13 protein-coding genes are annotated in these 13,535 nt (G+C 71.0%); 8 read left to right on the forward strand and 5 right to left on the reverse strand.

Features of this window, described 5'->3' with window-relative positions:
• Positions 1 to 84: 84 nt before the first annotated feature.
• Entirely contained in the window at positions 85 to 1,494 is a 1,410-nt protein-coding gene (locus tag ACWEVN_RS08870; RefSeq protein WP_452050798.1) for a bis-aminopropyl spermidine synthase family protein, read from the reverse strand.
• 92 nt (positions 1,495 to 1,586) lie between these two features.
• Here ACWEVN_RS08870 and ACWEVN_RS08875 point away from each other — a divergent pair, with 92 nt between their 5' ends.
• Genes ACWEVN_RS08875 through ACWEVN_RS08890 form a run of 4 tightly spaced genes read left to right on the forward strand, consistent with a single transcriptional unit; the run spans position 1,587 to position 4,889 of the window.
• On the forward strand, positions 1,587 to 2,672 hold the full coding sequence (locus ACWEVN_RS08875; protein ID WP_449686548.1) for an ABC transporter ATP-binding protein: 1,086 nt from the start codon (positions 1,587 to 1,589) through the stop codon (positions 2,670 to 2,672).
• Positions 2,669 to 3,337 (forward strand): ABC transporter permease, encoded by a 669-nt coding sequence (locus ACWEVN_RS08880; RefSeq protein WP_449686547.1) that lies wholly within the window; start codon positions 2,669 to 2,671, stop codon positions 3,335 to 3,337. Before ACWEVN_RS08875 ends, ACWEVN_RS08880 begins: the two co-directional genes overlap by 4 nt.
• Positions 3,334 to 4,017 carry an ABC transporter permease gene (locus ACWEVN_RS08885; RefSeq protein ID WP_452050799.1) on the forward strand — a complete coding sequence of 228 codons (684 nt, stop codon included), beginning with the start codon at positions 3,334 to 3,336 and terminating at the stop codon, positions 4,015 to 4,017. The genes ACWEVN_RS08880 and ACWEVN_RS08885 overlap by 4 nt, the downstream gene beginning before the upstream one ends.
• A complete protein-coding gene (locus tag ACWEVN_RS08890) occupies positions 4,014 to 4,889 on the forward strand; it encodes an ABC transporter substrate-binding protein (protein ID WP_449686545.1) in 876 nt (291 codons plus the stop codon). The genes ACWEVN_RS08885 and ACWEVN_RS08890 overlap by 4 nt, the downstream gene beginning before the upstream one ends.
• On the opposite strand, the gene ACWEVN_RS08895 is transcribed toward ACWEVN_RS08890, so the two are convergent.
• Together ACWEVN_RS08895 and ACWEVN_RS08900 are read right to left on the reverse strand one after the other, a co-directional pair.
• Positions 4,886 to 5,503, reverse strand: coding sequence for a hypothetical protein (locus tag ACWEVN_RS08895; protein WP_452050800.1), 618 nt, complete (start codon positions 5,501 to 5,503; stop codon positions 4,886 to 4,888). The genes ACWEVN_RS08890 and ACWEVN_RS08895 overlap by 4 nt on opposite strands.
• A gap of 3 nt (positions 5,504 to 5,506) precedes the next feature.
• Positions 5,507 to 6,136, reverse strand: coding sequence for an SDR family oxidoreductase (locus ACWEVN_RS08900; protein ID WP_452050801.1), 630 nt, complete (start codon positions 6,134 to 6,136; stop codon positions 5,507 to 5,509).
• 73 nt (positions 6,137 to 6,209) lie between these two features.
• Here ACWEVN_RS08900 and ACWEVN_RS08905 point away from each other — a divergent pair, with 73 nt between their 5' ends.
• Positions 6,210 to 6,755: a TetR/AcrR family transcriptional regulator gene (locus tag ACWEVN_RS08905; protein WP_452050802.1), complete on the forward strand. Its 546-nt coding sequence runs from the start codon at positions 6,210 to 6,212 to the stop codon at positions 6,753 to 6,755.
• Here the strand turns inward: ACWEVN_RS08905 and ACWEVN_RS08910 are convergent.
• Positions 6,752 to 7,357 carry a LysE family translocator gene (locus ACWEVN_RS08910; protein WP_449686541.1) on the reverse strand — a complete coding sequence of 202 codons (606 nt, stop codon included), beginning with the start codon at positions 7,355 to 7,357 and terminating at the stop codon, positions 6,752 to 6,754. The genes ACWEVN_RS08905 and ACWEVN_RS08910 overlap by 4 nt on opposite strands.
• A gap of 106 nt (positions 7,358 to 7,463) precedes the next feature.
• Here ACWEVN_RS08910 and ACWEVN_RS08915 point away from each other — a divergent pair, with 106 nt between their 5' ends.
• From ACWEVN_RS08915 to ACWEVN_RS08925, 3 genes are all read left to right on the forward strand, one after another.
• Positions 7,464 to 7,982 (forward strand): GNAT family N-acetyltransferase, encoded by a 519-nt coding sequence (locus ACWEVN_RS08915; RefSeq protein WP_449686540.1) that lies wholly within the window; start codon positions 7,464 to 7,466, stop codon positions 7,980 to 7,982.
• A gap of 13 nt (positions 7,983 to 7,995) precedes the next feature.
• On the forward strand, positions 7,996 to 8,955 hold the full coding sequence (locus tag ACWEVN_RS08920; RefSeq protein WP_452050803.1) for an LLM class flavin-dependent oxidoreductase: 960 nt from the start codon (positions 7,996 to 7,998) through the stop codon (positions 8,953 to 8,955).
• 72 nt (positions 8,956 to 9,027) lie between these two features.
• Complete coding sequence (locus ACWEVN_RS08925) at positions 9,028 to 9,732, forward strand: hypothetical protein (protein WP_452050804.1); 705 nt, start codon at positions 9,028 to 9,030, stop codon at positions 9,730 to 9,732.
• 51 nt (positions 9,733 to 9,783) lie between these two features.
• Here ACWEVN_RS08925 and ACWEVN_RS08930 read toward each other — a convergent pair whose 3' ends face one another.
• Positions 9,784 to 13,479 carry a multifunctional oxoglutarate decarboxylase/oxoglutarate dehydrogenase thiamine pyrophosphate-binding subunit/dihydrolipoyllysine-residue succinyltransferase subunit gene (locus ACWEVN_RS08930; RefSeq protein WP_452050805.1) on the reverse strand — a complete coding sequence of 1,232 codons (3,696 nt, stop codon included), beginning with the start codon at positions 13,477 to 13,479 and terminating at the stop codon, positions 9,784 to 9,786.
• Positions 13,480 to 13,535: the final 56 nt, after the last annotated feature.

Genomic DNA, 13,535 nt, shown 5'->3' on the forward strand with positions numbered 1-13,535 from the left:
CCCCAATGTGGCGTTGGTTGCGTCCAACGCACCGAACGCCACATTGGGTGCGTTGGACGCACCGAACGCCACATTGGGGCGCTTTCAGCCGAGGAGTTCGGCCAGGCGGTGGCGGGGGACGTCGACCAGGCGCAGGTCGGTGAGGTCGGCCGGGACGTCGAGGGAGACGTTCGCCAGCCGGGCGTGGGCGCGGGTGAGGACCTCGTCCTGGTGCGCCACCGCCTCCGCGACCACCACCGCGTGGCGGTTGTCCGGCGTGCTCCGCAGGTACCGCAGCGCGTACTTCCCCCGCACGAGCGACGCCAGGGCTTCCTGGGACGCCTGGTCCGCCAGGTCCGGGTGGGCGTTCGGCAGCAGCAGGGCCAGGCGCCGGGCGTTGGTGCCCAGCAGTGTCCGCAGCAGCCACGGGCCCGGGTCGGCCGAGAGGTCCATCGCGACCTCGTCGCCCTCGGGGCCGGAGATCGACCAGTCCACCGGCCGCGACTCCAGCGCGAGGCCGCCCGCGCCGGCGATCTCCCTCAGCTTCTCCAGCAGCGCCGGTTTCGTCCCGGCCGCCTCCACCGACTGCGGCCCGTGCGTGTAGATCGCCTTGCTGCTGCGCATCTTCTTGGCCTTCGCCGTCGGCTGGCAGACGTACAGGTCCGCCGCGCTGCCGATCGCCTGAGCGCCGAAGTAGCGGTTGAAGCCCGGCAGGATCGCCTCGAACGTCAGCCCGAGCGTCGCCAGCGAGCGCTGCACCTGCGCACCCAGCGCCGGGTGCCGCGGGCTGTAGCCGTACGCCAGGAGCAGCCGTCCCTCGCTCGGCTCGCGCAGCGCCTGCACCCCGCGCGCCGCGAACAGCCCCATGCCTTCGGGCGTGTACGGCGGGTCGCTGAACACGAGGTCGAAGCCGCTGCTCAACGCGGGTGGCAGCCCGACGCGCAGGTCCGCGTGCACGGTCCGGATCTCGCGGCCGCCGCGGTCGTCGAGGTAGGCGAGCACGCGCTCGTCGAGGTCGGCGACGGTCAGGGCCGCCGACGGGCAGATCGCCCGCACGGCCAGCGACGTCAGGTCGTGGTCGCCGAGGAACAGCAGGCGGGTGGCGGTGAGGTCGTACTGCGCGTCCAGCCAGAGCGCGCGGCGCAGCACGGTCTCCGGTGTGGCCTGCACGTGGTCGAGCGCGGCCAGCGGCGCCGGCACCTCGGCCACCCACTCGGCGACCTTCGGCAGCAGCTCGTGCGCCGCGACGGCCTCGTCGAGCGGGTCGGCGTAGCGCGGCGCGCGGTACTGCAGGTACGACGCCGCGACGCCGGGGGCGATCCGCAGGCGGTCGCCGCTGCGGTCCAGGTCGTCGCCGAGCGCGGCGAGGACGGCTTCCACGCTGCGCCGCGGGGCGGTGCTCAGCCGGACCAGCTCGCCGAGGTCGTGGTCGCCGGTGCGCAGCAGGTCGAGGACGCGGTACAGCGGGCGGACGCCGACGCCGTGCGCGGCGAGGACGTCGTCGAGGGCCTTCACGGACTCTGAGCCTAGTAGCCACCCTGCGGAACAGCGTGCCAACCACCGCGGACTCGGCTACGGTCGAATCCACCGGGACATGGGGAGTGGCAGTGACCATCGAATTCCGCGACGTGACCAAGCAGTATCCGGATGGGACGGTCGCCGTCGACAAGCTGAACCTCACGGTCGAAGACGGCACGATCACCGTGTTCGTCGGCCCGTCCGGCTGCGGCAAGACGACGTCGCTGCGGATGATCAACCGGATGGTCGAGCCGACCGGCGGCCAGGTGCTGCTGGACGGCAAGGACGTCGCCGAGGGCGACCCGGCCCTGCTGCGCCGCGGCATCGGCTACGTCATCCAGCACGCCGGCCTCTTTCCACATCGGACGGTCCTGGACAACATCGCCACCGTGCCGCTGCTTTCGGGCTGGGACAAGGCGAAGGCGCGCAAGCGGGCCGCCGAGCTGCTGGAGATCATCGGCCTGCCGGTCGAGCTCGGCAAGCGGTACCCGGCCCAGCTCTCCGGCGGCCAGCAGCAGCGCGTCGGCGTCGCCCGCGCGCTCGCCGCGGACTCGCCGGTGCTGCTGATGGACGAGCCGTTCTCCGCGGTCGACCCCATCGTGCGCGAGGACCTCCAGAACGAGCTGCTGCGGCTGCAGTCGCAGCTGGGCAAGACGATCGTGTTCGTCACGCACGACATCGACGAGGCCGTCCGGCTCGGCGACAAGGTCGCGGTGATGCGGGTCGGCGGCAAGCTGGCCCAGTACGGCACGCCCGCCGACGTCCTCCGGCACCCGGTGGACGACTTCGTCGCGTCCTTCGTCGGCCGCGACCGCGGCTACCGCGGCCTGTCGTTCCTCTCCGCCGAAGGAGTCGAGGTCAAGGAGCTGGAGCTGATCGAGGTCGGCGCCACCGTCGCGGCGAGCGACGGCTGGCGGCTGGCAGTCAACACCGAGAAGCAGCCCCGCGGCTGGCTGCCGCCGAACTCCACTGTGGACGGCGCACTGTCCGAAGACGACCTCGTGGCCGGCGGATCGCTGTGGGTGCGGGGCACCCCGATCCGCGGTGCGCTCGACGCGGCGCTGTCGTCGCCGGCCAGCCTCGGTGTGGTCGTCGACGAAGAACACCGCGTGCTCGGCGCCGTGGTCGCGCGGCAGGTCCTGGACGTCATCGAGGGCACGCCCCAGGCGTCATGAGCTTCTTCGACGAGCTCGGGCGGTACCTGAGCAGCGCGAACAACCGCGGCCAGATCCTCGGCGACCTGGGCGACCACGTCTACCTGGCGCTGCTCCCGCTGGTGCTCGGCATCGTGCTGGCGATCGCGGCGGGCTGGCTCGGCCACCGCTGGCGGCCCGCGCGGCAGGTGCTGATGGTCGTGGCGAACCTGCTCTACACGATCCCCTCGCTCGCGCTGTTCGTCGTCATCCCCGGCCTGATCGGGTCGAAGATCCTGGACAGCGTCAACGTCGTCGTCGCGCTGACCATCTACACCACGGCGCTGCTGGTCCGGCCGGTGCTCGACGCCCTCGACGCGGTGCCGCCGCCGGTGGTCGCCGCCGCGACCGCGGTCGGCTACAAGCCGGTGCGGTGCTTCTTCGCCGTCGAACTGCCGCTGTCGGTGCCGGTGCTGGCTGCCGGCGTGCGGGTCGCGTCGGTCAGCAACATCAGCCTGGTCAGCGTCGGCGCGCTGATCGGCACCGGCGGCCTCGGCGTGCTGTTCACCGACGGCTTCCAGCGCGAGTACTTCTCGCCGATCGTGGTCGGCATCGTGCTGACGCTGCTGCTGGCACTGGTCGTCGACCTCGTGCTGGTGGGCGCGCGAAACCTGCTGACGCCGTGGACCCGGGTGGGAGCCGCATGATCACCGACCTCTTCCGCTGGTTCGGCGACCCGGCGCACTGGTCCGGGCCCGACGGCGTCCCGCAGCGGCTGCTGGAACACCTCGGCTACACCGGGCTGTCGCTGGTGATCGCGCTGGTCATCGCGGTGCCGCTGGGGTTGTTCGTCGGCCACACCGGCCGCGGCGGCGTCGCGCTGGTGAGCGTCGGCAACGCCATCCGCGCCCTGCCGACGCTGGGCCTGGTGACGTTCCTGTTCCTGCTCTTCACCGAGAGCGTCACCTCGACGATCATCGGGCTCGTCGTGCTGGCCGTGCCGCCGATCCTGGCCGGCACGTACGCGGGGCTGCAGGCGACCGACCACGGCGTGGTCGACGCCGCCGAAGGCGTCGGGATGACCGGCTGGCAGCGGCTGTGGAAGGTCGAGGTGCCGATCTCGCTGCCGCTCGTGCTCGGCGGCATCCGCAACGCCGTGCTCCAGCTCGTGGCGACCGCCGCGGTGGCCGCGTACGTCGGACTCGGTGGCCTGGGCCGGTTCCTGCTCGACGGACTGGCCATTTTGGACTACTCCGAGGTCATCGCGGGCGCCCTGCTGACGACGCTGCTGGCCATCGTCCTCGACCTGCTCTTTTCCTTGCTGAACCGCGCTTTGGTGCCGCGGGGCGTCCGGCTCGCGGCGGCCGCGAAGAAGGTGACGGCGTGAAGCGGCTGGTTTCCCTCGTGGCGGTCTTGGTCCTGGCCGCCGGTTGCGGCAACCCGCTGGCCGGTGGCGGCGAGGGCGGCACGTCCGGCGACATCATCATCGGGGCGTCCGACGTCGGGGAAAGCCTGTTGCTGGCCCAGATCTACGCCGGGGCGCTGCGGCAGGCGGGTGCTTCGAACGTGACCGTGCGGCCGCCGGTGGGCAGCCGCGAGGTCGTCGTCAAGGCACTGCAGGACAAGTCGCTGTCGGTGGTCCCGGACTACAGCGGGAACCTGTTGCGGTACTTCGACAAGGACACCACGGCGACGACGTCCCAGGACGTCTACGCCCAGCTGAAGCAGAAGATCCCGGCCGGCTTCGAGGTCCTGGACCAGGCTCCGGCCGAAGACAAGGACCTACTCGTCGTCGGGCCGCAGCTGGCGGCGTCGGGCGTCAAAACGTTCTCCGACCTGGGGAAGCGCTGCGGCGAGCTGGTGTTCGGCGGGCCGGGCCAGTGGAGCAGCCGCTGGAAGGACAAGATCAAGTCGCTGTACGGCTGCGAGTTCAAAGAAATCCGCACGACGGACACGGGCGGCCCGGTGACGGTGGCGGCGCTGAAGTCGGGCGACGTCCAGGTGGCGGACCTGTTCAGCACGTCGTCGACGATCGCGGCGAACGGGTTCGTGCCGCTGGTCGACGACAAGAACATGTTCCCGGCGCAGAACATCGTGCCCCTGGTGGCGAAGGGAACGCTGTCGCCCGCCGAAGTGGCGGCGCTGAACCGCGTCTCGGCGGCGCTGACCACCGAACAGCTGACGCGGCTGAACGTCGAGTTCACCGAGGAGAAGCGGAATCCCCTGGACATCGCGGAGGACTTCCTCGCGCGGGCCTAGCCTGCGCCTCCGCGGGGAGCGTCCAGCAAGGCGCACAGCCGGTCCAGCGCGGTGGCCCACGGTCGCGCGGTGAGGACCGGGATCCCGAGTTCGCCGGCCCGCGCGGCCAGCCAGTCGCCGTAGCGGGCGCTGACCTGTGCCCGGCTGCGCTGCTCGCCCTCGTCCGGTTCCCGCTCCAAGTAGTTGGCCACCAGCCGGCCGGGGTCGGGTTCGTGCAGGAATACCGCGCGGACCCGGCCGCCGGCCGCCTGGCCGGCGAACGAGTCCTGCGCGGCCAGCGCGGGCAGCAGGTAGTCGCCCTCGATGACGACCGGGGTGCCGGTCTCCAGGTGGTTGCCGATCACCGCCTCCAGCGCCGGCTGCAGCGCCTCGGCCACCGCGATCTGCAGCTCCAGGACCCGCGGCACCGGCAGGCTGCCGGCGTCCGGATGGGTGTCCCAGTAGTGCACCAGCGGCTGCTGCGCCGGGGTGGTCATCCGCTGCACGGCGAGAACGAGGTCGTCCACCTCGACGATCGGCACCTCGTACCGCCGGGCCAGCGGGTAGCTGAGCCGGCTCTTGCCGGTGCCGGACGCGCCGCCCAGCAGCAGCACCCGCCAGTCGCGCTCGCCCACCGCTCAGCCTTGCCGGGTGGGGCGGATGGTGAGGTCGCCGATCTCGACGTGGTCGACCAGCTCGGTGCGCACGTACCCGGGCGAGATCGACGTCGTGCGCAGGACGCCGTCGGTCGACTCCTGGCGCAGCGCCTCCAGCAGCGTGCGCACGGCGTTCTTGGTGCCCGCGTAGACGGCCTGGGTCGGGACGATCTTCAGCCCCGACGTCGAGACGGTCGTCACGAAGTGCCCGCGGCCCTGCGCGCGGAACACCGGCAGCGCGGCGGCGATGCCGTGCAGCACACCACGGAGGTTGACGTCGATCATCGCGTCCCAGTCTTCGACGTCGAGGGCGCTCATCGGTGCGATCCGGGCGACGCCGGCGTTGGCCACCAGGACGTCGAGGCGGCCGAAGCGCTCGACGGCGAGGGCGACGAGCCGCTCGAGATCGGCCCGGCGGGTCACGTCGACGTCCAGCAGTTCCGCGCGGCCGCCGTCGGCGCGGATCTTCTGCACGAGCACTTCCAGCCTTTCGGTGCGCCGGGCGCCCAGCACGACAGCCGCGCCACGGCTCGCCAGCCCGACGGCCGTCGCCTCACCGATTCCGCTGCTCGCGCCCGTGATGGCGACGACCTTGTCCAGTCCGTTCGACATGGCACCTCCCGCTAAACTGACAACTGTCCGCTTAAGCTTACCGGACAGTTGTCCGCTTATCCGAGGAGCCGTCTTGCCGCGTTCGGACGCCGTCGCCAACCGCGACCGGATCGTCGAGGCCGCCCGGGCCGAGCTGAGCGAGTCCAACGGCGCGGCCGAGGAGCTGAAGCTGCACCGGGTCGCCAAGGCCGCGGGCGTCGGGCAGGGCACGCTCTACCGGCACTTCCCGACGCGCGAGCACCTGCTGGCGGAGGTCTACCGGGCCGAGCTGACGCAGCTCGTCGGCACGGTGGCCCCGCTGTTGGCCGAGCACTCCCCGCTGGACGCGCTGGCCCGCTGGCTGGACCGGCTGGTCGAGTACGCGCGCGTCAAACGCGGCGTCATGGCGGCGATCGAGGTGCCGGCGTGGCAGGACCTCTACGACGGTCAGCACCACCGGCTCGACCAGGCGCTCGAAACGCTGCTGGACCGGGGGCAGGCTGCGGGGGAGATCCGCGCCGGTGTCGACGCCGCCGACGTCATCCTGCTGCTCGGGGCGTTGTCCCGGATCCCGGAAGCGGAGTGGGATGCGCGCGCGCCCCGGATCGTCGCGGTGATCGTCGACGGCCTGCGCGCTTAGGCGTCGGCGGCCAGTTTGAGGCCGAGGCCGATGAAGATCCCGCCGGTGGCGACCTCGATCCGCCGCTGGTTCTTCTTCTTGCGGACCCACCCGCCGAGCCGGCCGGCGAGCACGCCGACGGTGCCGTCGACGAGGAACTCGAACGCGATCATGATCGCCCCGAGGACGGCGAACTGCAGCCAGAGGTGGCCGCGGGCGGGGTCGATGAACTGCGGCAGGAAGGCGATGGTGAAGGTGACCATCTTGGGGTTGAGCAGGTTGGTGAGCAGGCCGGAAAGGTAGGCGCGGTCGCTCTTCCGCTCCACGAGCGGCTTGCGGTTCCGGATGGCCTGGACGCCCAGGTAGATGAGGTACGCGGCCCCGGCGATCCGGACGACGGTGAAGGCCACGGGAACGGCGGCGAAGAGCGCGGCCAGCCCGGCCGCGGCGACGGCGACGTGGATGGCCTCGCTGGTGGCGACCCCCGCGGTGGCGAGCAGCCCGGCTTTCGGGCCGCCGCGCATGCCGCAGCCGAGGATGAAGAGCATGTCCGGGCCGGGCGTCACCATGGCGATCGCGGTGGTGACGAGAAAGGCCAGCAGGAGGTGCGGGTCGACCGGCATGCCTCGATCCTGACACGCCGGCCGTGGTGCGCGAACTGCTTTCCGCGCCCGGCCGGGAGCCGAAACCCGATTGCCGTCCGCGGCCGGCGCGGGCAAGGTGGCGACCATGCTGATCCGCCGCGAGACGCTCGCCGATCAGGCGGCGATCCACGCCGTCCACAGCGAAGCGTTCCGGCGCGAACCCGGCGTCACCCCGATCGAGGCGCCCCTCGTCGACGAACTCCGCGCCGACGGCGACCTGATCGACGCCCTCTCGCTGGTGGCCGTCCGCGGCAACACCGTCGTCGGGCACGTCTGCTGCAGCCGGGCTCGCCTCGGCGAAGACGCCGAAGCCGCCGTCGGGCTCGGGCCGCTCGGCGTGCTGCCCGCGCACCAAGCCGCCGGTGTCGGCTCCGCGCTGATGCACGCCGTCGTCGGCGCGGCGGACGCCCTCGGCCACGGCCTGGTCGTCCTGCTCGGCAACCCGGCCTACTACTCGCGGTTCGGCTTCGTCACGGCGTCGGACCTGTCGATCACCGCCCCGGATCCGCAGTGGGGCGAGCACTTCCAGGCGCGGACGCTGGCCGCGTACGAACCCACCCAGGCGGGCGCCTTCGAGTACGCGCCCGCGTTCTCCCGGATCTGAACAGGAGCCACGCGTGTACGCACCCACGAGGTCGGTCGGCGTCCGGATCAACCGCGAGCAGCCACCGGCCAAGCTGCGCGACCTCGCGCGTCAGGCCGAGGACGCCGGTCTCGACGAGCTTTGGCTGGTCGAGGACTGCTTCTGGGCGGCCGGCGTCGCTACGGTCGCGACGGCGCTGGCGGTGACGTCGACGATCAAGGTGGGCATCGGCGTGCTGCCGGCGGTGGCGCGCAACCCGGCGATCGCGGCGATGGAGATCGCGGCGCTGGCCGAGCTGCACCCGGACCGCCTGATCGCCGGGTTCGGCCACGGCGTCGCGTCGTGGATGCGGCAGATCGGCGCGTACCCGGAGTCGCCCCTGGCGGCGCTGGAGGAGACGCTGGTGGCGGTCCGGCGGCTGCTGGCGGGCGAGCGCGTCTCGATGGACGGCCGGCACGTCCACCTCGACGAAGTCGAGCTGGTGTTCCCGCCGGCCTCGCCGCCCCCGCTGGTGGCGGGCGTGCGCCGCCCGAAGTCCCTGGCGATCGCGGGCACGGCGGCGGACGGCACGATCCTGGCCGAGCCGGCCCCGCCGGAGTACGTCCGGACGGCGCTGGCGGGCATCGCGGCGACGGGCCCGCACGCCCTGGTGACGTACAACTGGCTGGCCCTGGGCGACCGCGAGCGGGCCCGTAAGACGGTCGCGGAGTCCCTGACGCCGGGCTCGCGGGTGCAGGTCGAGGGCTTGCCGTTCGCGGCCGAGCTGCTGGCGCTGCTGGACTCGACGTCCACAGTGGACGAACTGGCCGCGGGCCTGCGCCCGGAGTGGATCGACCGCTTGGCGATCTGCGGCGACCTGGACACCTGCGCGGCCTCGGTCCGGGCCCTGCACGACGCGGGCAGCGGCTCGGTGGTGCTGCTGCCGCTGCCCGAGGAGTCCCCGGAGCAGGCCATCGAGGACGCGGCCCGGGTGGCGGCGGCCGTGCGCGGCTGAGGACCGGCCGGGCACTGACGATTTCGGGTGAACGGCCTGCTCGCCCCGCGCGGATGGCCTAGTGTCCGATTCGTGCAGCAAGGACCTCAATACCCGTATCCGCAGTACCAGCCCTACCAGTCACAGCCGCCCGGCTACCCGCCGCCCAAGTCCGGGGGGAAGACCGCGCTGATCGTCGCGCTGGTGGTCGTCGGCGTGCTCGTGCTGGCCGGGGCGGGGATCGGGGCCTTCTTCCTGCTCACCGCCGACCAGAAGCCGTCCGCGGCCGCGCCGTCCTCGACCGCTTCGGCCGGCGAACCCGACAAGTACCGCTCGCTGCCCCGGTGCAGCGAGGTCGGGAGCCGGATGGACAACCTGCCGCCGTTGAGCAGTGACAGCCCGGCCGAGCCCGCCAGTACCTCGGACGACAAGATCCAGCTCTCGCAGCTCAGCTGCTCGTGGACGAAGTCCGGGTCGTCGTCCGGCACACTCTCGATGTTCCTGGCCAAGTCGACCCAGCCCGGCTCCGGGGAAGGCCCCGGGTACGCGAAGGCGGGCTACGAGATCGAAGTGGACCGCGGCGCCAAGCCGATCACCGAGAAGATCGGGAAGGCGACCAAAGCGGCCGACGTCGACTACGACCAAAGCGGGCCCCTGCAGTGCGGCGTGCGGTTCTACCAGGGCAACGTCGACGTGACCGTGGTCGTCACCGCCGCCGACACCAGCGACCGGAACGTCGAACGGTGCCGCCGCAACGCGCACAACCTGGCCAAGGCCGCTTCCGAGTCCCTCGAATAGAAAAACGGGCCTCCTCACGGCGAACCGTGAGGAGGCCCGTTCTCGGAAACCTCAGTCGAACGCCTTCGCGATCAGCGCCTTCTGCTCGACCTCGTGCACCTTCGACGAACCCGCCGACGGCGCCGCCATCGGACGGCGCGACACGACCTGCAGGCCCGAGAGGACCTCCGGGAACTTCCGGGGCAGGTTCAGGCCGAAGAACGGCCACGCACCCTGGTTCTCCGGCTCCTCCTGGACCCACGCGACCTGCGTCGCGTTCGTGTACCGCTCCAGCGCCGCCAGCAGCTTCTTCTTCGGCAGCGGGTAGTACTGCTCGATCCGCACGATCGCGACGTCGTCGGCCTCGCGCTTCGCCCGCTCCGCCACCAGCTCCCAGTACAGCTTCCCGGAGGTCAGCAGCACCTTGCGGATCTTCGACGGGTCCGGCGTGACGTCGTCGATGACGGACATGAAGCGGCTTTCGCCGGTGAAGTCCCCGACCGCCGACGTCGCGGCCTTGTTGCGCAGCATCGACTTCGGCGTGAAGACGACCAGCGGGCGCTGGATGCCGTCGAGGGCGTGGCGGCGCAGCAGGTGGAAGTAGTTCGCCGGGGTGGACGGGACCGCCACCGTCATCGAGCCCTCCGCGCACAGCGAGAGGAAGCGCTCGATGCGGCCGGACGTGTGGTCCGGGCCCTGGCCCTCGTGGCCGTGCGGCAGCAGCAGCACGACGTCCGAGCGCTGGCCCCACTTGGCCTCGCCCGAGGAGATGTACTCGTCGATGACGGTCTGCGCGCCGTTGACGAAGTCACCGAACTGCGCTTCCCACATCACCAGCGCCTCGGAGTTCGCCACCGAGTAGCCGTACTCGAAGCCGACGGCCGCGTACTCCGACAGCGCCGAGTCGTAGATCATCACGCGGCCCTGGCCGTCGGCCAGGTTCTGCAGCGGTGCGTACTCCTGGCCGGTCTTGCGGTCGATGAAGACCGAGTGCCGCTGGGTGAACGTGCCGCGGCGGGAGTCCTGGCCGGACAGCCGGACCAGCCGGCCCTCCATCGCCAGCGACCCGAACGCCAGCAGCTCGCCGAACGCCCAGTCGATGTCGCCCTCGCGGGACATCTTGTGGCGGCGCTCCATCACCGGCTTGACGCGCGGGTGCGGCGTGAAGCCCTCGGGCACCTGGACGAACGCGTCGCCGATGCGCTCGATGACCTCGTTCGCGACCGACGTCTTGACCTTGGCCGGCACCTGCTGCTCCTCCTCGACGGAGGGGCTGGCCTTCGCGGGGTGCTTCTCCAGCTCGCGGACCTCGTTGAAGACGTGCTCCAGCTGGCTCGAGAAGTCGCGCAGCGCGGCCTCGGCCTCCTCGACGGAGATGTCGCCGCGGCCGATCAGCGACTCGGTGTAGGTCTTCCGGACCGAGCGCTTGGTGTCGATGATGTCGTACATCGCCGGCTGCGTCATCGACGGGTCGTCACCCTCGTTGTGCCCACGGCGGCGGTAGCAGATGAGGTCGATGACGACGTCCTTGTGGAACGCCTGCCGGTACTCGACGGCCAGCTTGGCCACCCAGTGCGCGGCTTCGGGGTCGTCGCCGTTCACGTGGAAGATCGGCGAGCCGATCATCTTCGCGACGTCGGTGGCGTACTGGCTCGAGCGGGAGTGCTCCGGCGCGGTCGTGAAGCCGACCTGGTTGTTGACGATGACGTGCACGGTGCCGCCGGTGCGGTACCCGCGCAGCAGCGCCAGGTTCAGCGTCTCGGCCACCACGCCCTGGCCCGCGAAGGCCGCGTCGCCGTGCATCAGGACCGGCAGGACGGTGTAGCCCTCGCCGCCCTTGTCGAGGATGTCCTGCTTCGCGCGGACGATGCCCTCGAGGACCGGGTCGACCGTCTCCAGGTGGGACGGGTTCGCGGTCAGCGACACCTTCGTCTCGCCGTCGCCGAACATCCGGAAGTACTTGCCCTCGGCGCCGAGGTGGTACTTCACGTCACCGGAGCCGTGCGCCTGGCCCGGGTCGAGGTTGCCCTCGAACTCCTGGAAGATCTGGCTGATCGGCTTGCCGACGATGTTGGCCAGCACGTTCAGCCGGCCGCGGTGCGGCATGCCGATGACGACCTCGTCGAGCTCGTGCTCGGCGGCCTTGTCCAGCAGCGTGTCCAGCAGCGGGATCGCCGTCTCGCCGCCTTCGAGGGAGAACCGCTTCTGGCCGACGTACTTGGTCTGCAGGAACGTCTCGAACGCCTCGGCGGCGTTCAGCTTCGAGAGCACGTACTTCTGGACCGCGGGGTCCGGCTTCTCGTGCGGGATCTCGACGCGCTCCTGGATCCAGCGGCGCTCCTCGGGGTCGAGGATGTGGGTGTACTCGATGCCGACCGTGCGGCAGTACGAGTTGCGCAGCACGCCCAGGATGTCGCGCAGCTTCATCCGCTCCTGGCCGGCGAAGCCGCCGACCGGGAACTCGCGGTCGAGGTCCCACAGGGTCAGGTTGTGGGAAAGGACGTCCAGGTCGGCGTGGCTGCGCTGGCGGTAGTTCAGCGGGTCGGTGTCGGCCATCAGGTGGCCGCGCATCCGGAACGCGTCGATCAGCTCGATCACGCGGGCGGTCTTGTCGACCGGGCCGTCCGGGATGTCGGCGACCCAGCGGATCGGCTCGTACGGCAGGCGCAGGCTGGTGAAGACGTCGTCGTAGAAGCCGTCTTCGCCGAGCAGCAGCTGGTGGATGCGCTTGAGGAACTCGCCCGACTCCGCGCCCTGGATGATGCGGTGGTCGTAGGTCGAGGTCAGCGTCATGATCTTGCTGATGCCGAGGTCGACCAGGGTCTTCTCGCTGGTGCCCTCGAAGGCGGCCGGGTACTGCATGGCGCCGACGCCGATGATGGCGCCCTGGCCGGCCTGCAGGCGCGGCACCGAGTGGTTGGTGCCGATGCCGCCCGGGTTGGTCAGCGAGATGGTGGTGCCGGAGAAGTCGTCGGCCGTCAGCTTGTTGTTGCGGGCCTTCTTGACGATCTCCTCGTACGCCTGCCAGAACTGCAGGAACGTCATGTCCTCGCAGCCCTTGATCGAGGCCACGACGAGCGTGCGGGAGCCGTCCTTGCCCTTCATGTCGATGGCGAGCCCGAAGTTGACGTGCTCCGGCGTGATCGCGAACGGCTTGCCGTCGATCAGCTGGTAGTGCCGGTTCATGTTCGGGTAGGCCTTCAGCGCCCGCACCATGGCGTAGCCGATGAGGTGCGTGAAGGAGATCTTGCCGCCGCGCGTGCGCTTGAGGTGGTTGTTGATGACGATGCGGTTGTCCGCCATCAGCTTGGCCGGGACCGCGCGCACGCTGGTCGCGGTGGGGACGCTCAGCGAGGCGTCCATGTTCTTGGCGATGGCCGCCGCGGCGCCGCGCAGCTGCTTCGACTCCGGCTCTTCCTTCTTCGCCTCGGCCTTGGGCTCGGCCTTCGCGGCCGCCGGCTTCGGCGCCGCCTTCGGCTCGGCCTTCGGGGCCGGCTTGGTCGGCGCGGCTTGCTTGGCCGCCGACTCCGCGTTCTGCACGGCCTTGGGCGACGGCTGGGCGGCCTGGCCGTTGGTGGCGGGCTTGGCGTCGGCCTGCTGCCGGGCGGTGTCCGCCTTGGCCTGCGCGCTCTGCGTCGGCTTGAAGTCCGCGAAGAAGTCGTGCCATGCGGCATCGACTGAGGAAGGGTCGGCGAGGAACTGGTCGTACATCTCTTCGACCAGCCACTCGTTGGGGCCGAACTGTGACGCAGGGCTGCTGCTGGACACGGCTGGGGCTCGCCTCTATCCGTCTCGATCTCGATCTTGAATCCGCTGATGCGCCT

It is taken from the genome of Amycolatopsis sp. NPDC003861 (genome assembly GCF_053605405.1).

What these genes read in the sequence shown, in the direction of transcription:
- ACWEVN_RS08900 (WP_452050801.1), bottom strand. Translation starts at nt 6,136, where the DNA reads ATGTCGAACGGACTGGACAAGGTCGTCGCCATCACGGGCGCGAGCAGC.
- ACWEVN_RS08915 (WP_449686540.1), top strand. Translation starts at nt 7,464, where the DNA reads ATGCTGATCCGCCGCGAGACGCTCGCCGATCAGGCGGCGATCCACGCC.
- ACWEVN_RS08885 (WP_452050799.1), top strand. Translation starts at nt 3,334, where the DNA reads ATGATCACCGACCTCTTCCGCTGGTTCGGCGACCCGGCGCACTGGTCC.
- ACWEVN_RS08880 (WP_449686547.1), top strand. Translation starts at nt 2,669, where the DNA reads ATGAGCTTCTTCGACGAGCTCGGGCGGTACCTGAGCAGCGCGAACAAC.
- ACWEVN_RS08910 (WP_449686541.1), bottom strand. Translation starts at nt 7,357, where the DNA reads ATGCCGGTCGACCCGCACCTCCTGCTGGCCTTTCTCGTCACCACCGCG.